General features: G+C 55.7%; 18 protein-coding genes. 10 read left to right on the plus strand and 8 right to left on the minus strand.

Annotation, left to right across the window (positions count from 1 at the left end):
• Nucleotides 1-49 precede the first annotated feature (49 nt).
• The 4 genes from rpoH to ftsY all read right to left on the minus strand — a co-directional run bounded on the left by rpoH (nucleotide 50) and on the right by ftsY (nucleotide 4,472).
• A complete protein-coding gene (gene rpoH, locus BEI65_RS03455; RefSeq protein ID WP_085116506.1) occupies nucleotides 50-907 on the minus strand; it encodes an RNA polymerase sigma factor RpoH in 858 nt (285 codons plus the stop codon).
• A gap of 316 nt (nucleotides 908-1,223) precedes the next feature.
• Nucleotides 1,224-2,177, minus strand: a complete 954-nt coding sequence (gene ftsX, locus BEI65_RS03460; protein ID WP_012004693.1) for a permease-like cell division protein FtsX — start codon at nucleotides 2,175-2,177, stop codon at nucleotides 1,224-1,226.
• On the minus strand, nucleotides 2,167-2,838 hold the full coding sequence (ftsE, locus tag BEI65_RS03465) for a cell division ATP-binding protein FtsE (RefSeq protein ID WP_012004692.1): 672 nt from the start codon (nucleotides 2,836-2,838) through the stop codon (nucleotides 2,167-2,169). The genes ftsX and ftsE overlap by 11 nt, the downstream gene beginning before the upstream one ends.
• Before the next feature lie 5 nt (nucleotides 2,839-2,843).
• A complete protein-coding gene (ftsY, locus tag BEI65_RS03470) occupies nucleotides 2,844-4,472 on the minus strand; it encodes a signal recognition particle-docking protein FtsY (protein ID WP_099062148.1) in 1,629 nt (542 codons plus the stop codon).
• 223 nt (nucleotides 4,473-4,695) lie between these two features.
• Here ftsY and rsmD point away from each other — a divergent pair, with 223 nt between their 5' ends.
• Together rsmD and BEI65_RS03480 are read left to right on the plus strand one after the other, a co-directional pair.
• Nucleotides 4,696-5,316, plus strand: a complete 621-nt coding sequence (gene rsmD, locus BEI65_RS03475) for a 16S rRNA (guanine(966)-N(2))-methyltransferase (RefSeq protein ID WP_099062149.1) — start codon at nucleotides 4,696-4,698, stop codon at nucleotides 5,314-5,316.
• Complete coding sequence (locus BEI65_RS03480) at nucleotides 5,306-5,578, plus strand: DUF1145 family protein (RefSeq protein WP_006317223.1); 273 nt, start codon at nucleotides 5,306-5,308, stop codon at nucleotides 5,576-5,578. Before rsmD ends, BEI65_RS03480 begins: the two co-directional genes overlap by 11 nt.
• Before the next feature lie 27 nt (nucleotides 5,579-5,605).
• On the opposite strand, the gene BEI65_RS03485 is transcribed toward BEI65_RS03480, so the two are convergent.
• Nucleotides 5,606-5,962 carry a DUF2500 domain-containing protein gene (locus BEI65_RS03485; RefSeq protein ID WP_099062150.1) on the minus strand — a complete coding sequence of 119 codons (357 nt, stop codon included), beginning with the start codon at nucleotides 5,960-5,962 and terminating at the stop codon, nucleotides 5,606-5,608.
• A gap of 160 nt (nucleotides 5,963-6,122) precedes the next feature.
• On the opposite strand from BEI65_RS03485, the gene BEI65_RS03490 reads away from it, so the two are divergent.
• Nucleotides 6,123-6,749, plus strand: a complete 627-nt coding sequence (locus tag BEI65_RS03490) for a lysoplasmalogenase (RefSeq protein WP_085116501.1) — start codon at nucleotides 6,123-6,125, stop codon at nucleotides 6,747-6,749.
• Nucleotides 6,750-6,786: 37 nt separating this feature from the next.
• Here the strand turns inward: BEI65_RS03490 and BEI65_RS03495 are convergent, their stop codons facing one another.
• Complete coding sequence (locus BEI65_RS03495) at nucleotides 6,787-7,164, minus strand: protease inhibitor Inh/omp19 family protein (RefSeq protein ID WP_099062151.1); 378 nt, start codon at nucleotides 7,162-7,164, stop codon at nucleotides 6,787-6,789.
• Nucleotides 7,165-7,216: 52 nt separating this feature from the next.
• Nucleotides 7,217-8,680: a serralysin family metalloprotease gene (locus BEI65_RS03500; RefSeq protein ID WP_099062152.1), complete on the minus strand. Its 1,464-nt coding sequence runs from the start codon at nucleotides 8,678-8,680 to the stop codon at nucleotides 7,217-7,219.
• Nucleotides 8,681-9,294: 614 nt separating this feature from the next.
• Between BEI65_RS03500 and BEI65_RS03505 the strand changes: the two genes are divergently transcribed.
• The 4 genes from BEI65_RS03505 (at nucleotide 9,295) to BEI65_RS03520 (ending at nucleotide 15,100) form a co-directional block, all read left to right on the plus strand.
• On the plus strand, nucleotides 9,295-11,610 hold the full coding sequence (locus tag BEI65_RS03505) for a zinc/cadmium/mercury/lead-transporting ATPase (RefSeq protein WP_099062269.1): 2,316 nt from the start codon (nucleotides 9,295-9,297) through the stop codon (nucleotides 11,608-11,610).
• 171 nt (nucleotides 11,611-11,781) lie between these two features.
• Entirely contained in the window at nucleotides 11,782-12,846 is a 1,065-nt protein-coding gene (locus tag BEI65_RS03510; RefSeq protein WP_099062153.1) for a hypothetical protein, read from the plus strand.
• Entirely contained in the window at nucleotides 12,846-13,982 is a 1,137-nt protein-coding gene (locus BEI65_RS03515; RefSeq protein ID WP_099062154.1) for a BamA/TamA family outer membrane protein, read from the plus strand. The genes BEI65_RS03510 and BEI65_RS03515 overlap by 1 nt, the downstream gene beginning before the upstream one ends.
• Nucleotides 13,982-15,100 carry a DUF4056 domain-containing protein gene (locus BEI65_RS03520; protein ID WP_157765417.1) on the plus strand — a complete coding sequence of 373 codons (1,119 nt, stop codon included), beginning with the start codon at nucleotides 13,982-13,984 and terminating at the stop codon, nucleotides 15,098-15,100. Before BEI65_RS03515 ends, BEI65_RS03520 begins: the two co-directional genes overlap by 1 nt.
• Before the next feature lie 15 nt (nucleotides 15,101-15,115).
• Here the strand turns inward: BEI65_RS03520 and tusA are convergent, their stop codons facing one another.
• Complete coding sequence (gene tusA, locus BEI65_RS03525; RefSeq protein WP_099062155.1) at nucleotides 15,116-15,367, minus strand: sulfurtransferase TusA; 252 nt, start codon at nucleotides 15,365-15,367, stop codon at nucleotides 15,116-15,118.
• Nucleotides 15,368-15,712: 345 nt separating this feature from the next.
• Here tusA and BEI65_RS03530 point away from each other — a divergent pair, with 345 nt between their 5' ends.
• From BEI65_RS03530 to BEI65_RS03540, 3 genes are all read left to right on the plus strand, one after another.
• On the plus strand, nucleotides 15,713-16,378 hold the full coding sequence (locus BEI65_RS03530; protein ID WP_099062156.1) for a 7-cyano-7-deazaguanine/7-aminomethyl-7-deazaguanine transporter: 666 nt from the start codon (nucleotides 15,713-15,715) through the stop codon (nucleotides 16,376-16,378).
• Between the two features lie 41 nt (nucleotides 16,379-16,419).
• Nucleotides 16,420-16,854 carry a GNAT family N-acetyltransferase gene (locus tag BEI65_RS03535; RefSeq protein ID WP_099062157.1) on the plus strand — a complete coding sequence of 145 codons (435 nt, stop codon included), beginning with the start codon at nucleotides 16,420-16,422 and terminating at the stop codon, nucleotides 16,852-16,854.
• Between the two features lie 80 nt (nucleotides 16,855-16,934).
• Nucleotides 16,935-17,498, plus strand: coding sequence for a DcrB family lipoprotein (locus BEI65_RS03540; RefSeq protein ID WP_099062158.1), 564 nt, complete (start codon nucleotides 16,935-16,937; stop codon nucleotides 17,496-17,498).
• Nucleotides 17,499-17,514 lie beyond the last annotated feature (16 nt).

The raw sequence follows: 17,514 nt of genomic DNA on the forward strand, positions 1-17,514 counted from the left end.
TAAGTGAACGGCATTGCGGCTAGCCGGGCTTTTTAACGCTTACGCGGGATTAGGCTTCGATCGCCATTTTCAGTTTCTTCATGGCGTTCTTTTCTAGCTGGCGTACACGCTCAGCAGAAACACCGTACTGATCGGCCAGCTCTTGCAGCGTGGACTTATTGTCGTCGTCCAGCCAACGGGCACGAATGATGTGCTGGCTACGCTCGTCCAGGCCTTCCATCGCATAGGCCAGTTTGTCTGCGGCGTTGCTTTCCCAGTTATCTTCTTCGATACCTTCGGCGAAGTCAGAGCTTTTATCCTGCAGGTACAGCACTGGCGCCATCGACTGGCCTTCGCGGGCGTCGTCGTCCGGCGTTGGATCGAAAGTCATATCCTGTGCCGCCATACGAGACTCCATCTCGCGCACGTCCTTGCTGGTCACACCCAATTCACGGGCCACCAGTTCCACCTCGTCCTGATTAAACCAGCCCAGACGCTGCTTGGTTTTACGCAGGTTAAAGAACAGCTTGCGCTGTGCCTTGGTGGTCGCAACTTTAACGATACGCCAGTTGCGCAGTACGTACTCGTGAATTTCTGCCTTGATCCAGTGCACCGCAAAGGAAACCAGACGCACCCCAACCTCTGGGTTGAAGCGGCGAACCGCTTTCATCAGACCGATATTACCTTCCTGGATCAGATCCGCCTGCGGCAGGCCGTAACCAGAGTAATTCCGGGCAATATGAGCGACAAAGCGCAGGTGAGACAGGATGAGCTGCTTAGCGGCTTCCAGATCGCCCTGATAATGCAGCCGTTCAGCCAGCTCCCGCTCTTCCTCTGCCGTCAGCATCGGATAGGTGTTGGCGGCCCGAACATAGGCTTCCAAACTGCCCAGGGGCACTAAAGCTAAAGTTTGCATTTCTTTGGTCATTCAAACCCTCTCTTGAAAAAAACAGGTCATGCAGGTGATTATCACGGCGGGGAAATGATTGATTCTACGGCAGTTGCTATTGCAAAAGCGGTCCACACGCCGGGCACCATAACATTTTGCTGCAGATTTTGACCGTGTTCCGCCCTATTAGTTCACAGTTTTTCGATCACATTGTGCATGACAATACGTGACGAAGACTCAGGCCGATAGGGAATTTGTGCGCAAAGAAGAGACTGAATGGTGCTTGGATTGGTGCCGGTAGCTCTTCTCCCGCAACACGCTCGGAGCAGCAGGAGAAGAGTATACCAAAAAAACTTTATTGTGGTGTAAATCGACGTAAATGTTGCACCGTCGCCAGCCAGGCGGCGATCCAGCCGATCATCGCAGAGACAATCAGCAGTAACAGTGCTTCATCCCAACCCAACCCATGCAGGGTAAAGGTGGTGCCAAAGACCTTGGCCACGCCGGTGACCACCGACTCCAGACGCCACACCATCCCGCCGGACAACAGCAACGACAGCAATGCGCCAAAGAAGCCCAGCATCGCCCCGCCGTTCAGGAACGGCCGCAGGATAAAGCCGTCGGTCGCACCAATCAGCTTCATCACGTTGATGGTGTCACGACGGCTGAAGATGCTCAGCCGCACGCTGTTGCCGATCACCAGGAACACCGCCACAATCATCAGCACGCCGATCATCGCAGCCACCTGGCCCACCAGTCCGGTCAGCGCCGCCAGGCGGGCAAACCAGCTGTCATCCATCCTTACCTCATCCACGCCCTGTACCGCTGCCACGCGATCGCGCAGGGTGTTGAGGGTGTCGGAACTTTGGAAGCTCATTTTCGGCGTGATAATGGCGACCGCCGGTAACGGGTTCTCTTCCAGCATGTCCAGTGCGCCGCCAAAGCCGGACCAGTTGCGGAATTCACCGCGGGCCTCTTCACGCGACAGGTAATTCACTTTCTCTACGCCGGCTTCCGCCTTGATGGCGTCGAGCACTTTCACCGCCGCGTCGTCATCGAGGGATTTATCCAGATAAACCGTCAACTGCGGCGTTGGGTACCATTGGGTCGCGGCGGTACTGACGTTTTTCCAGACGATGTAACACACGCTCGGCAGTGTCAGGGAGATGGCAATCACCATCACCGTCAACAGCGTTGCCAAGGGTTGGCGCAGCATATCCTTGATGGCGTTCATCCAGGCGTAACGCCATTGTTCACGCCAGCCGCCGCGCAGCGCTTTGCTCTTGGCGGTTTTTGCGTTATTCGCCATGATGCGCTCCTCCAGCCATACGACCCTGGCTCAGGCGCAGAGTGCGGTAATTGCGACGGGCAATCAGCCCGGTGTCATGGGTGGCCATCAGCACGGTCACGCCAACACGGTTAAATTCTTCAAACAGGCGCAGAATGCCTTCCGACAGCGCATCATCCAGGTTACCGGTTGGCTCATCCGCCAGCAGCACCGCCGGTTTGTTCACCACCGCACGGGCAATGCCCACACGCTGTTGCTCACCACCTGAAAGCTGGATCGGGAAGTTTTTCGCCTTATCCAGCAGCCCGACCTTGTCCAGCGCAGCAGAAACGCGGCGGCGGATGTCTTCGGTACTGGCACCGGCGATAATCAGCGGCATCGCCACGTTGTCATACACCGTACGATCCAGCAGCAGATGGTGATCCTGGAAAATCATGCCGATCTGACGACGCAGGAACGGCACCTCACTGTTTCTCAGGCGACTGATGTCGTGACCACCAAACCAGATATGGCCGGCGCTCGGCCGTTCAATGCCACAAATCAGTTTCAGCAGGGTACTTTTACCCGCGCCGGAATGGCCGGTCAGAAACGCCATCTCTGCCGGGCGCAGATGAAAATCTACCCCCTGCAGTGCCTGCCGTCCGCCCAGATAAGCTTTACTGACCTGTTCAAAGCGAATCATCCGTATTAATCCTCTCGGGCAAAAAGTGCCTCAATAAAATCGTCAGCCTTAAACGGCCGCAAATCTTCGATGCCTTCCCCAACGCCGATATAGCGAATCGGGATAGCGAACTGATCGGCAATGGCAAAGATCACCCCGCCCTTGGCGGTACCGTCCAGTTTAGTCAGTGTGATACCGGTTAAGCCTACGGCTTCATTAAATAATTTCGCCTGGCTGACCGCATTTTGTCCGGTGCTGGCATCAAGAGTCAGCATAACCTCATGGGGGGCCTGGTCGTCCAGTTTTTTCATAACGCGGACGATCTTCTTCAGCTCTTCCATCAGGTGCGCTTTATTCTGCAGACGCCCTGCCGTATCGGCCAGCAGTACGTCGATACCGCGCGCCTTGGCGGCCTGTACGGCATCGAAAATCACCGAGGCGGAGTCTGCGCCAGTTTGCTGCGCGATGACCGGAATACGGTTACGTTCGCCCCACACCTGCAACTGCTCCACCGCTGCCGCACGGAAGGTATCCCCCGCTGCCAGCATCACCGATTTGCCTTCCGCCTGGAACTGGCGGGCCAGCTTACCGATGGTGGTGGTTTTACCCACGCCGTTCACCCCAACCATCAGAATGACATACGGGGTTTTACCACTAACATCCAGCGGCTGTTCAACTTTAGTCAGAATTTCAGACATTTCCTCCTTCAGCTTGCCGTACAACGCCTCAGCATCTTTCAACTGCTTGCGGCTGGCGTGTTGGGTCAGGGAGGTAATGATTTTACGCGTGGTTTCCACGCCGACGTCGGCAATCAGCAGCTGTTCTTCCAGCTCTTCAAACAGATCGTCATCGATTTTCTTGCCACGGAACAGACCGATAAAACCGGAACCCAGATTCTGCTTGGTTTTCACCAGGCTGCGCTTCAGGCGGGCAAAGAAGCCTTCTTTGGTCGGGCGTTCCTGTTCCTGAGTCACCGCAGGGGCCAGCAGCTCAGGTTGCTGTTGTTCAATCTCTTCAATAATGGCCGGTGCGACGATAATCGGCTCCAGCGCCACGCTGGCCGGCAGAGGCTCTGGCTCTGGCTCTGGCGCAATCACCTCAGGTTCAGGCTCGACCACTTCAGGTTCAATCACAGCCACCGGTTCTGGCTCAGGCTCGATAACCGGCTCTGGTGCAATCACTTCCGGTTCAGGTTCTGGTTCAATAACCGGCTCTGGCGTCAGCACCTCAGGTTCAGGCTCAACCACTTCCGGATCAACCACGACAACCGGTTCAGGCTCAACCTCGGCAATCGGCTCGGCGATCTCCTCTACTACCGCAGGTTGTTGCTCTGCCGCCACCTGTTCGGTAAGGATAACAATCTCTTCCGCCAGCGTTTCTGCCGCTGTAGGGTGCTCGGTCACCACCGGCACGCTTTCGGCGATATGTTCGCCGGTCAGGCTGCCGTCCCATTCGCCAGGGGTCTCTACGGAGGCGGCAGGTTCAGATTCCTGGGCGGGAAGCTGGTCATCCAGCTTGGGAGCAACCGGTCCAGCCGGTGTCTCCACGGCCTGATTTTCCGCCGGTTCTACCGACGTTTCAGGTTGCTGTTGCTCTTCTTCTTTCTGGCCGAAGCCCAGCCAGGAGAAAAACCCGCGTTTCTTATCTTTTGCCATGTTATGACTCTACTCCGTACCGAAGGCTTGCTTATACTGACAATTATTCCGCCGAGTCTATCACTTTCCCTCGCGCAGCAACACGCATCCGGTATGCTTTCCGCTGTGAAATCAGGCAACAAAGTTTTACCGTTTCCCCCGGCGCGTCTCACCGGTAGAATAGAGGCAACTTTTCGTTAACTTGTGCGGCCTTCACCGCCCCAGAAAGAAATAAAGCAAACCTATGACAAGAATATCGCCCCGGGCGTCGGCCAAAAAACCGCCTCAGGCCGCGGCCGGGCAGATCCGCATTATCGGCGGCCAATGGCGTGGACGAAAACTGCCGGTACCGAATAGCCCAGGGCTGCGTCCAACCACCGACCGCGTCCGTGAAACCCTGTTTAACTGGCTGGCACCGGTGATCCAGGGCGCGCGCTGTCTGGACTGTTTCGCCGGTAGCGGTGCACTCGGCCTGGAAGCGCTGTCACGCTATGCCGGCAGCGTCACGCTGTTGGAGTTTGAACGCCCGGTGGCACAACAGCTGGAGAAAAATCTGGCGTTGCTACAAGGGAAAGGCAAGGTGGTCAATACCAACGCGTTAAGCTGGCTGGCAGGCAAAGCTCAGCCGTTTGACGTCGTGTTCCTCGATCCGCCTTTTCGCAAAGGGCTGCTGGCGGAAACCGTCACGCTGCTGGAGCAACAGGGCTGGCTGGCCGATGAGGCCTGGATCTATGTAGAGGCCGAAGCCGAAAGTGCCGCCACGGACGTCCCGGCCAACTGGCAGCTACACCGTGAAAAAGTCGCCGGTCAGGTGGCTTACCGTCTTTATATCCGTTCTCAAGAGAAAACCGACAATGCTGATTAATCTGGGTCGCCTGCTGATGCTGTGCGTATGGGGCTTTCTGCTCTCCAATCTGTTTCACCCTTTTCCCAAGCCGCTGAAGTACTTCATCGACGTGGCGCTGTTCTTTATGGTGGTGATGCACGGGCTGCAATTGGTGTTGCTGAAGTCGACGCAACCTAAAGATCAGCCGATAAGCTACTGGCAGGAAGCCAAGATCTTCATCTTTGGCGTTTTCGAACTGCTGGCCTGGCAGAAAAAACAGCCGCCGATCAAAAGAAAATAACACCACGCGGGCGCGGGATCGGGAGCCCTACGGCTGAGCGGTAAAAGAGACAAAGCGTGTGCCCTGTACGAGCAGCATGCCCTGCGCACCTTTCTCTATAGGGCCGTATTGCTGCTGTTTCAGCCGCAGGGTAATGTCCTCTCCCCCACGCTGCGGGTGGAACACCACTTCATACCGCATCGCCTCATTGACGATATGTTCGCGCTGGCGTGAACGGTTATTTGAAGCAGGGAACTCACGCTTATCGCTCACCGTAACCTGCAAGCTGCGAACCGGCGCTCGGTCATTTTCCGCCTCCGAACGGCGTTGGTTGAAATAGCGATGCGTCGCCAGTACGGCGATCAACGCAATCACGGCGACAAAAAACAGCGGTGGCTTACTCATCTTGATTCCCATTCCCTTCGCGGTTAAATCGGCGTAAACATAGCATTCTCAAGAAAGCGTTGTCGATTACAGGCGTGCTGCCTACACTGCAATCAGGAAGTGACACTGGTGACAATTTGGAGCCGGAGGCTGTGGCTCCCATAATGAATAAGGAAGACATATGAGTTGGCCGTTCCTTGCCGTATTCTTTTCCGGTTGGCTGTTCGTTGACGCCTCCTACCGCGGGCCACGCTGGCAACGTTGGGTGTTTAAACCGGTTACCCTGCTGCTGCTGTTATTACTGGCCTGGCAAGCGCCGGTGCTCGGCCCAGCGGGCTATCTGATTGTCCTCGGCCTGTTGGCGACGCTGATCGCCGACGCACTGTTACTGCTGCCGCGCGAACGCGTGCTGTACGCCATCGGCGCATTTTTCCTGTCGAATCTGCTGTATACCCTGAGTTTCGCCAGTCAGATGACCTTCAGCCTGTTTTGGCCGCTGCCATTGGCGCTGCTGGTGATTGGTGTGCTGTTGCTGGCGACTATCTGGACCCGGCTGGAAGAGATGCGCTGGCCGATTGCCACCCTGGTAGCAATGACGCTGCTGATGGTGTGGCTGGCGGGGGAACAGTACTTCATGCGCAGCACCGATTTCGGTTTCTCGCTGCTGGCGGGGACCTCACTGCTGTTGCTGGCCAACGTGGTGTGGCTGCTGAATCGCTATCGCTTTACCTTCCGCGCAGCCGATGCGCTGGTGGCATTCTGCTACTTCTCGGGCCATTTCCTGATTGTACGTTCGCTTTACCTGTAATTTCTCAGGGCGGGTTCGGCTGCCGAACCCGCTATGATTACACCAGCGCCTTCAGCGTCAGGCCGTCGCCCGCACCTGGCTGGTTACGATAAATATCCCCGTCGCGCGAAAAGAACGCCAGCGTGCTGCCGTCCGCCTGTAGCAGAGCGATACCATCCGGCGCCGGACGCCAGCCGACCACTTCAGCCGTTAACACCTTCTTCAGGCAATTCTGCCGATCCACCAGCTGAAAGCCGTTAGTTGCACGCTGTTCACTGGCCAAAAACTCGATCTGGCACTGTTGTTGCGCGTCAGCGACTTGCCATTGCCCCGCCAGTGACCCTGCGGTAGGAAGAACCAAACTGCTGGCCATAACTGCCCCCGTAACCATTATGCTCCCCGCCATTATGGCGGTACGCTCCAAGCTGCCTTTCATATCGGCTCCTGCATAACGCCCGGCCAGGTTGCACCGGGCGTTATCCTCACGGTTACACGATAAAATCAGTGGTGACGTCTACCTGACCCACGATTTTCACCAGGAAGTCCGGCGCCTGATGGCCGCCGATATTCAGGGCTAAATCGCTGACGTTATTTGACGCATTGTAGGACAGCAAGGCTTCGCCCACTGCGCCGCTGAAATGATCGACGAAGTGGATTTGATCGCCGCCCTGTTTGCCCTGATTGAAGAACGACAGGTCAATTTTGTCGGCGCCTTTCTGGAAATCCTTGATCACATCGGAAGCGCCCGGTGCGGAATCGCTGACCGCAGAGAAGACAAAGATATCCTTGCCTGCGCCGCCCCACAGTTCATCCGCTCCGCCACCGCCGAACAGCACGTCGTTGCCCGCACCACCTTTCAGCACGTTGTTGGCCGCATTGCCAACGAGCACGTCATTGCCCGACCCGCCGATGGCGTTCTCAATGGTCACACCCGCCGCGATAGACACGTTGCCTTTCAGCCCGCCCACGTCGGAGAAGGACTTCTCGTTCAGGTTGATGCGCTGGTTGGCGGTGTAACCGGAGAAGTCGAAAGTATCATTACCGCCCGCATCCCAGGCAGCAAAGATCACTTTCTGCGAGTTGCTGGTGGTGCTGAGGAAATCGCGGCCAGTATTGGAGTTGAAGCCATACACGGTGTCGCCGGTACGGGTCGACAGGTTGGCACCATACAGGTGTTGAATGGCGGCGATGTCATCCAACAGCGGTGCCGCTGCATAGTGACCGCCGTTATCACCGCCGGTGTTGGTTTCACTCCAGTAGCTCATCAGGCTGAACTCGCGGGTGTCCTCGGCATAGGTAACGTCATTGTAGGTTGGGTTGCCCTCACCGGCGTTGTACTCACCCGGGTGGCTCAGGCCCAGCGCATGACCAATCTCGTGGGTAAACGTCTGACGGCCATAGTCTTCGCTGGCCGGATGTTTAACGTTGGATTGGTTGACGTTGTACCAGGTCTGGCCGCCCAGATCCTGACCCTGATAAATGGTATTCGGCAGGAAGGCGTAGGCCTGGGTGTCGTAGTCATAATGACCGGGACGATCCTGACTGTAGTTGCCGAAGGTGATATTGGCCTTTTGGCCGGCGGCAACTTCGGTGAAGGTGAGATTGGCCACGTCAGACCAGGATTGCAGTGACAGTTTGGCCTGTTGCTGCTGTTCCGCGCTGAACTTGCTCAGCCCGGTGTCGCCGGCGACGTTGGTGGATGAGAATTTATAGTCCGGGAACGAGAAAGTTAATTTGGCCGGTTGACCAAAAACTTTATAACCGTTCCAGGTTTGGTTCTCACGGGTAATAAACAGCCCAGCTTGTTCGTTTGAAAATGAGTCCTTGCCATTAACCTGGATCCCGTTGCCACGCTCGTGGTAATGCAACAGATCGTCTACAGCATTGTAGCCGGACCCGGTCGCTGCGAGGCTGGATTCAGTAACTTCAATTGCCTTTTTAGTAGATTGCATTGGTTCGATTCCACTCATTAGCTGATCGTTATCAATCAGACAGATAGACATAACCTGCCCGCTAGCCACGGAGAACGATCCGCCAGCTAACCGGAAGGGACTTATGCGCCGTTGCCGGCAGTGTGTTAGATAGAATTAATGCATATATATCAGCAAATAAGATTACCGCTATAAATGGTAATCGATTCCAATTATAGGCAGGCTCGCAAAACTGAACATAAAATAATCAGCTATATATTTTCACAACGAAGGAGACTTATGCTGGTTTTTGGCGATCTTTACAATCTAAATGAAACTTAATCGTCACATGTTGGCAACAAACTTCAACAAAAATGCGGCCTGCAGGTGCAAGCGGATCGTGCTGGCATTTAAGTGACAAAAAGTTAAATTTAGCTAAAGAGTTATAGATTAATAACTCTTTATTATTAGCCGCCGGGACCTTTAAGTTTGTATTGGAATAACATCTTATTATTTCGCCTAACGGCCCTGATCCACCCGCGATAACTCCCGCCTCACAGTTAGCAATAATTCTCATCCGTTGCTTGACTCTGGAGTTGACTCCAGGGTGTAGAGTCTGGCCAATGAATTTCATTAACGGCCCGGAGGGGGACGCTATGACTCACCATGAAAAGCATAATCATCAGGAACATCACCACGCGGAAGGCGGCTGCGGTTGCAACCACAGCCACAGCAAAACCCAGCACGGTTGCAGCAGTGAAAAGCCAAGTGTCGCCAGCCCTGGTGAACATGCCCATACGCACGATCATGGCGCAGGCGGTTGCAGCACTGACGATCATGAGGATCCGGATGAGGAAAGCGACAGATTAGCCGCCGCCCCTCTCTCCGGTAGCCAACGCTACAGCTGGAAAGTCACCGGCATGGACTGCCCAAGCTGTGCCAAGAAAATTGAAAATGCGGTGACGGCGCTCCCGGGTGTCGACAACGCCCGCGTGCTGTTTGCCACCGAAAAACTGGTGGTCGACGCCCAATCCGATATCAGCCAGCGCATTCAGGATGCGGTGAAACAGGCCGGTTTTACCCTGCTCGGCACCCAGACCACCCCAGCCGATTTGCCAAAAACGTCACGCCTTGGCGAGTTTGGCCCCCTGTTGCTGCTCACTGCGCTGATGATCGTCAGTTGGGCACTCAGCCTGGTTAACCCCGAGCTAAGCCGCATTGCCTTTATCGCCACCACGCTGGTAGGCCTGGCCCCGGTCGCCACCAAGGCGGTACGCCTGATCCGCTCCGGCACGCCGTTTGCCATCGAAACCCTGATGAGCGTCGCGGCCATTGGCGCACTCTTTATCGGCGCGACCGCCGAGGCGGCAATGGTATTGCTGCTGTTTATGGTTGGCGAGATGCTGGAATCCTATGCCGCCAACCGTGCGCGACGCGGCGTAAAGGCGCTAATGGAGCTGGTGCCGGAAGACGCCCTGCTGCTGCAGGGAACACAACGCAAACGCGTCCCCGTTGCCAACCTGCGCCCCGGCGATGTGATTGAAATTGCCCCCGGCGGCCGTCTGCCGGCCGATGCCGAGCTGCTCAACCCGTTCGCCAGCTTCGACGAAAGCGCCCTGACCGGCGAATCTGTTCCGGTCGAACGTCAGCAGGGCCAGAAAGTCGCAGCGGGCAGTTTGTCGGTCGATCAGGCCGCGCAGATGAAGGTCATTTCCGAGCCGGGTAAAAATGCCATTGACCGTATCCTGCAACTGATTGAAGAAGCCGAAGAGCGCCGTGCGCCGATCGAACGTTTCCTCGACCGTTTCAGCCGTTACTACACCCCGGCGATTATGCTGCTGGCCATCGCGGTGATCCTGGTGCCACCGTTGCTGTATGCACAGCCCTGGGATATCTGGATTTATCGCGGCCTGACCCTGCTGCTGATCGGCTGTCCTTGTGCGCTGGTGATCTCTACCCCGGCGGCGATCACCTCTGGATTGGCAGCCGCCACCCGTCGCGGTGCGCTGATTAAAGGCGGTGCGGCGCTGGAGCAACTGGGCCAGGTGCAAACCATCGCCTTCGATAAAACCGGTACGCTGACGGAAGGCAAACCGACGGTGACCGATGTGCTCCCGCTCAACGGCATCAGCGAACAGCAATTGCTAACCCTGGCCGCCGCCGTCGAGGCCGGTTCCCATCATCCGTTGGCGCAAGCGATTATCAACCGCGCCGAACAGTATGGCGTGCCTCTGCCGCTGGCACAGGGCCGTCGCGCACTGGCGGGCGTTGGGGTCGAGGGTGTTATCGACGGTAAAACCCTGCTGATCAGTGCTCCCGCCAAGCTGGCCGCAGGCCTGCTCACTCCGCAAGACGTCAGTCAGGTAGAACGACTGGAAAATGCCGGTAAAACGGCGGTGGTGGTACTGGAAGACGGTGTGCCTATTGGCCTGCTGGCGCTGCGTGACACACTGCGTAGCGATGCCAAACAGGCGATTGCCGAACTGAAAGCGCTGGGGATCAACGGGGTGATGTTAACCGGTGACAACCCGCGTGCGGCGGCGGCGATTGCCACTGAGTTGGGGCTGGATTACCGTGCCGGGCTGCTGCCGGAAGATAAAGTGAAGGCGGTGACTGAACTGAGCGAACTGCGGCCAACGGCGATGATCGGCGACGGCATCAATGATGCACCGGCGATGAAAGCCTCCAGTATCGGCATCGCGATGGGCAGCGGTACCGACGTGGCGCTGGAAACCGCCGACGCGGCGCTGACCCATAACCGGCTGGTGGGCGTGGCGGAAATGATCCGCATCTCACGCGCAACACACGCCAATATTCGGCAGAACATCACCATTGCGCTAGGGCTGAAAGGGGTATTCCTGATCACCACCCTGCTGGGCCTGACCGGGCTGTGGCTGGCGGTGCTGGCGGACTCTGGCGCCACCGCGCTGGTCACCGCCAACGCCCTGCGACTGCTGAAGAAGCGTCTGTAATAAAACAGCGTGTCGGGGCGCCGTCTATGGCGTCCTGACACACTGACCTGAAAAATAACAGCGGCAAGGCGCACGTAATAACCATAATTAAAGCATGCCTTTACTATATTCTTCCGCCACCTATTCACTGCAATCCGATAAGCCGATGAAGCTTATCAGAGTAATGGTCGAATGAAATCGTCATATTTTAAAGCTCTGAACCTGAGCACCCTCCTTTTTATCCCTACACTGGCTCTGGCGCAGCAGCCTGATTCTGCCGCCACCACACAGCTCATCGATAAAGCAGATCGCCCCATTTTCATCACCCAAAACGCCTTGCCGGCATCCCAATCCCCTGAGCCTACGGCGAAACCCCAGCCAGAGCATCGCCTGCTGCCTATTTGGGGGGATGAAGCACGAGCTCGCGGCTATGACCTGCCGGAACCCTTCGGGATCGGCGTCAATTACATGAACATGCGGCAGAATATTGATGTCGATAGCATCAACTTTACTGGATTAGGTTGGGACACATTCAATCTGCCATCAAATTTGTTCAAAATCGATGTGGGCAAAACCCGCGAACAGAGCAAAACGGAAACCATGCGTCTGGATACCTGGGTGCTACCGTTCCTCAATGTTTACGGCATCGTCGGTCATACCAAAGGCAGTTCGTTGTCCCAGGTCTCCGTTGATGCCGATCCCAGCCAGCACACAGAAATGATGGAAAAAATCATCGCCAATGTCGTACATGGCATGAATAAACAAGGGACATTGCGCGATCTGGATTTCAAACTCGATTTCAAGGGCACCACTTACGGCGCAGGTGCCACGATAGTCGGGGGATATGAGAACTGGTTCGCCTCGGTTGATACCAACTACACCCGCACCAATTTCGATATCCTTGATGGCCAAATTTCCGCACTTACGGTATCCCCTCGCGTAGGTTACCGCTTCCTGGTGCCCGGTATCAGTGGGCAGACTCATCTAAACCTCTGGGTCGGCACCATGTATCAGGACGTGCAGCAAGAGTTCAAAGGCAGCCTGTCTGATTTAAGAATGCCGGCAGAACTTCAGTCCCTGATGGCCCTGGCCAATCAGAAAGGTGAAGGTCGTTTCGAGGTAAAACAGCATCTGCAATCCCCCTGGAATATCTTGCTTGGTACACAATATGAGATCACACGACACTTTAACGTGTTGACCGAGTTTGGCTTTAGCCAACGCAACAGCTTTATGGTCTCGGGTGAATATCGCTTCTGATGGCGATATCGATTCGCAGTTTGCCCCTGGTCTTGTTGGTTCTGCTGTCCGGTGCCCATGCCGCTCTGTTGTCACATCAACAAATAGATGAAATGTTGGCCCCTCTGGGGTCTAACAACCATTTCGACAGCAGTAAAACCATCGATTGGGGTATCTTGCCCGGCCCGTTTTATACTCCAGAACTCGGTCTTGGCATCGGCACTGCCGTGGTAGGGATATACCGACCGGACCGCCATGACAGCATCAGTCAAAATTCGACGCTGGCGTTAAAAGGATTTTTCAGCTCGACCGGAGCCTTTGGTGTCGGTTTTCAAAACCACAGTTTTTTCGCTGAAGACCAATGGCGCTTCTTTGCCGACGGTTCGCTCAATAATATGCCTACCTACTTCTGGGGCACCGGCTACCAGGCTGGGCATAACGACGGTAACAAGGAAAAGTATACTCAGCAGTCATTTCAGATAGCACCACAGCTGCTGTACCGCATTGCAAATGCAACCTACGCAGGGATTGGCTGGGATTTGTCCTCAACGCACGCCAGCAAAACTGAAGAGGGTGACAGCAGCCTGTTCAGGGCCCAAAAAGCCGGGGTTTCATCGTTAAGCTCGGGGATCAGCGGTTCGCTGAATTACGATACGCGTGATTTCGTTTCTAATGCCACACGCGGCCAGTTTATTCGTCTGAGCGACACTTATTTTGCACCGGAATTGGGCGGCGACAGTCGTTTCAATGCCGTTGAGAGTCAATACAATGCCTATCACAGTTTAAGTGCGAAAAGCGTGTTGGCGTTTGATGCCTACAGCCGCCTAACCACTGGCGATATCCCCTGGGACAGATTGTCTGAGCTGGGCGATGACAAACGAATGCGTGGCTATTATCAAGGCCGCTACCGCGACAGGAATGTGTTCAGCAGCCAGATAGAGTACCGTCGCAAGTTGAACTGGCGGCACGGTTATGTGCTTTGGGCCGGAGCCGGAACGCTAAGCGATAAGGCCGGCGATCTGGGCCAAGGGCCCTGGTTACCCACGCTGGGTGCGGGTTATCGCTTTGAATTCAAACCGCAAATGAACGTACGGCTCGATTTTGGGATCGGGCGTGGAAGCAGCGGATTTTACTTTCAGGTTGGGGAGGCTTTTTAATGCGTTCTGTTGTGCTGCTATTTCTGTTGTTTGCCCCTATGCTGCCCGCCAAGCAACTGGAAACGCTGCTCACCTCGCAACCCACCCGCGAAAGCCGGATAGCCTGGCCGGTGACCGCGCCTCTGTCACCGCCGGACGGTTTACGCCCCTGCTGCGCCTTTGGTTATAACCTCAAAGCGCAAGCCTTGGGCATCCCAGTGCCGTTTTATCAGTTGAGTAACGTGGTGGATGCAGACCGGCTTGGCACCCATCACTATAACGACAGCGCTTTCAACGCCATCAGCAACTTGCTGGGGTTTGGCAGTGAACAATTGGGATTGATATACAGCCATCGGGGGGGATTTATCGATATCGCTCACGTACGTGATACCGCCGACAATACCCTCTTCCTGTTCAGCCAGCTTTTACCCCGGCTGGGCCAGCCGGGGTTTATCGACCTGAGTCCTGAGCTGGCCAAACGACGCATACAACTGAATGCCTTTATGCCACCTCAGGATGCAGCACAGCGCTACACGCTGGCAGCCTATTTGGCAGGGGATCTCGCCTTTCAACTGGCAGCCTGGCATGAGATAGCACAATGGTATGGTTACCGGTCCGTACCGGGTTTTCCTGAGGAGATCTCGGCTTTTTCACCGGAAGATTTGTATTCCAACCTGCTGGGGTCTCGCCTGGCGATTGACGCTATCTTGCAAGGGCAAGCGGTATCGCTCACCGCCTACAACAGCGCCATGGAGGCGCTGCTCCCTCTTTCCTTGCACCAGCTTGGCGCCGTGTCGATCACGGCAACCCAGCGGCAGTTTGACGGTATTGACGGTGACTGGTGGGACAGCCACCGCCGGGTGCCGGAGAAATTTCTGGTGTTAAAACGGGATTACACCACCGCTAGCAACCGCCTGCCCGCACTGCCCCCATGCGAAAATACCGCCCCACAACGTCTGATGTTACCGCTACAGGTTCAGGGATTCAGGCTGGCAAACCTGGGCGAGCTGCAGCTCTGGCCGACGGATGCCATGCGCAATCTACCGGCTCCGCTCCACTATTACCGCCCGCCGGACTTCAATGGATTGGCATTGCATGCTCGTGCATTGGACGCACAGCAAATATTTCAAAAGCGCTAAGTAAACAAATGGTTATTAACGTTCAACGCCTTTACGCAATAAATAGCGGTAAGGCGCGGTGTCGGTTTCCTGCGCCACCAGCGTGTGTTCCATAAAGCGGCAGAAACCCGGAATGTCGCGGGTGGTAGCCGGATCATCAGCAATAATCAGCAGCGTTTCACCGTCATCCATATGGCGCACGGTTTTACGTACCATCATTACCGGTTCCGGACAGCGCAGCCCCAGCGCATCAAGCGTCTGGTCGGCCTGGGCAAATAAGTCAGTCATGCAATTTTTCTCGGTCAAAAGCGATCGGCGTACGCTCGCCGCATCTCATCAGCGCCTAGTTTACGCCGGTAGTTTTTCTGCGCAAGATGCGTTAACGTTTGCGTTAAATTTAACCATTGCATTGGTTGCGCAAACGCGTATCATGCGGCCGCGCAGCTTATTTCGCTGCTTTGATAACGATACCCTATGGCTTTCAAGTTGCAGCTAGGCGACCAGCTCGCTCATCCCCAGGCGCTTACTTAAGTAAGTAACTGGGGTTAGCGAGTGCAGGTAACAACGCTGCAACTTGAAAGACGACGGGTATCAATTTGGGTTCCCTCACCCCACTATTAAAAAGGCTACAACATGTATTCGTTTACTGCTCGGCAGCGCCTTACCGCGTTAGTCTGGCTATCGCTGTTCCATATTGTCATCATTACCTCCAGTAACTACCTGGTGCAGTTGCCGATGTCCATTTTCGGCTTTCATACCACCTGGGGGGCTTTTACCTTTCCGTTCATCTTCCTGGCTACCGATCTGACGGTGCGAATTTTTGGCGCTCCGCTGGCACGACGCATCATTCTTTCGGTGATGGTACCGGCGTTGTTCATTTCGTACGTGATCTCCACCGTGACCTATCAGGGTGAATGGCAGGGCTTTGCCGCACTGGGCAGCTTTAATCTGTTTGTGGCGCGTATCGCCGTCGCCAGCTTTATGGCTTATGTACTCGGCCAAATCCTCGACGTTCACGTTTTCAACCGCCTGCGTCAGCGCAGTGCCTGGTGGGTTGCCCCTGCCGCCGCCATGTTCCTCGGCAATATCAGCGATACGCTGTCGTTCTTCTTTATTGCGTTCTACAAGAGCAGCGACGCCTTTATGGCCAACAACTGGGTTGAGATTGCCCTGGTGGACTACAGCTTCAAAGTGCTGATCTGCCTGTTGTTCTTCCTGCCGATGTATGGCGTACTGCTGAATATGCTGCTTAAGCGCATCGCCGCCCGCCAGGACGACGGCAGCCTGCAAGCAGGCTAACCCGTGTTATCATTGGCGGCCTCACCGACCCGGAGGCCGCAATGACCATCACCATCCGCCACGCCACCCTCGAAGAAATTCACCGCCTTTATCAACAAATCCCCGAATTCGGCAGTTTGCACAGCCTGGCCGATTTGCAGCGGCGTATTGGGTCCGCTGCGGTTAACGCACTGGTCGCCGAGATCGACGGTCAGCCGGCCGGTTTCAAACTCGGTTATCAACAGCAGGAAAAGGTGTTTTACAGCTGGCTGGGGGGTGTGCTGCCGGCGTTTCGTCGCCATGGGATCGCGCAAAGACTGCTGGTTGAACAGGAACGTTGGGCCCGGGCTCAGGGTTACCAGCGACTGACTGTAAAAACGCGCAATCAGTTCCGCGCGATGCTGATGATGCTCATCGGCCATCACTATCAGATTGTTCAGCTGGAAAAGAAAGGCGAAGTGGCTGATTATCGGCTATTACTTGAGAAAACCTTGTGACAACATCTGCCTTGCATTTCAACCTGGAATAGGTTGCGATAAGGCAGTGAAACCCTACCTGAAAGGAAGAAGGAAGCCCAATGCGTAAAGTAGCAAAATTGATGGGTATCAGCCTGTTAGTGCTTGGCCTGGCGGCCTGTGACGGCGAGACCAAAGACACCAAGGCGTCGGCAGGTGATGCCGCGGCCAGCGCCCCGGCCGGGCAACAGGTGAGCTTGCTGGATGGCAAGCTGGCGTTCACCCTGCCGGTGGGCATGGCGGACCAAAGTGGCAAGCTGGGCAATCAGGCGAATAACATGCACGTTTACGCCGACAGTACCGGCCAGCGCGCACTGATCGTGATCCTTGGCGATAAAACAGCCGACAACCTGGAAACCCTGAGCAAGCGTCTGGAAGATACCCAGCGCTCGCGCGATGCCAACCTGCAGGTGATCACCAACAAAGCCATCGACGTTAACGGCGTACCGCTGCGTCAGTTGGACAGCATCATCACCAGCGGCGGCGAGAAAGCCTATTCTTCTATCCTGATCGGCACGCTGGACAACAACATGCTGACCATTCAGGTGACGCTGCCGGCGGATAACCAGCAGCAGGCGCAGAGCGAAGCCGAAGGCATCATCAAAACGCTGAAACTGAACAAGTAATCTTACTCTGGGCGCA

Source organism: Serratia sp. BW106, assembly GCF_002607755.1.
Classification (GTDB): domain Bacteria; phylum Pseudomonadota; class Gammaproteobacteria; order Enterobacterales; family Enterobacteriaceae; genus Serratia; species Serratia proteamaculans.

Bases quoted from the DNA above. Each gene is read 5' to 3' on its own strand.
- rpoH (WP_085116506.1), bottom strand. From the start codon at position 907: ATGACCAAAGAAATGCAAACTTTAGCTTTAGTGCCCCTGGGCAGTTTG.
- ftsX (WP_012004693.1), bottom strand. From the start codon at position 2,177: ATGGCGAATAACGCAAAAACCGCCAAGAGCAAAGCGCTGCGCGGCGGC.
- ftsE (WP_012004692.1), bottom strand. From the start codon at position 2,838: ATGATTCGCTTTGAACAGGTCAGTAAAGCTTATCTGGGCGGACGGCAG.
- ftsY (WP_099062148.1), bottom strand. From the start codon at position 4,472: ATGGCAAAAGATAAGAAACGCGGGTTTTTCTCCTGGCTGGGCTTCGGC.
- rsmD (WP_099062149.1), top strand. From the start codon at position 4,696: ATGACAAGAATATCGCCCCGGGCGTCGGCCAAAAAACCGCCTCAGGCC.
- BEI65_RS03480 (WP_006317223.1), top strand. From the start codon at position 5,306: ATGCTGATTAATCTGGGTCGCCTGCTGATGCTGTGCGTATGGGGCTTT.
- BEI65_RS03485 (WP_099062150.1), bottom strand. From the start codon at position 5,962: ATGAGTAAGCCACCGCTGTTTTTTGTCGCCGTGATTGCGTTGATCGCC.
- BEI65_RS03490 (WP_085116501.1), top strand. From the start codon at position 6,123: ATGAGTTGGCCGTTCCTTGCCGTATTCTTTTCCGGTTGGCTGTTCGTT.
- BEI65_RS03495 (WP_099062151.1), bottom strand. From the start codon at position 7,164: ATGAAAGGCAGCTTGGAGCGTACCGCCATAATGGCGGGGAGCATAATG.
- BEI65_RS03500 (WP_099062152.1), bottom strand. From the start codon at position 8,680: ATGCAATCTACTAAAAAGGCAATTGAAGTTACTGAATCCAGCCTCGCA.
- BEI65_RS03505 (WP_099062269.1), top strand. From the start codon at position 9,295: ATGACTCACCATGAAAAGCATAATCATCAGGAACATCACCACGCGGAA.
- BEI65_RS03510 (WP_099062153.1), top strand. From the start codon at position 11,782: ATGAAATCGTCATATTTTAAAGCTCTGAACCTGAGCACCCTCCTTTTT.
- BEI65_RS03515 (WP_099062154.1), top strand. From the start codon at position 12,846: ATGGCGATATCGATTCGCAGTTTGCCCCTGGTCTTGTTGGTTCTGCTG.
- BEI65_RS03520 (WP_157765417.1), top strand. From the start codon at position 13,982: ATGCGTTCTGTTGTGCTGCTATTTCTGTTGTTTGCCCCTATGCTGCCC.
- tusA (WP_099062155.1), bottom strand. From the start codon at position 15,367: ATGACTGACTTATTTGCCCAGGCCGACCAGACGCTTGATGCGCTGGGG.
- BEI65_RS03530 (WP_099062156.1), top strand. From the start codon at position 15,713: ATGTATTCGTTTACTGCTCGGCAGCGCCTTACCGCGTTAGTCTGGCTA.
- BEI65_RS03535 (WP_099062157.1), top strand. From the start codon at position 16,420: ATGACCATCACCATCCGCCACGCCACCCTCGAAGAAATTCACCGCCTT.
- BEI65_RS03540 (WP_099062158.1), top strand. From the start codon at position 16,935: ATGCGTAAAGTAGCAAAATTGATGGGTATCAGCCTGTTAGTGCTTGGC.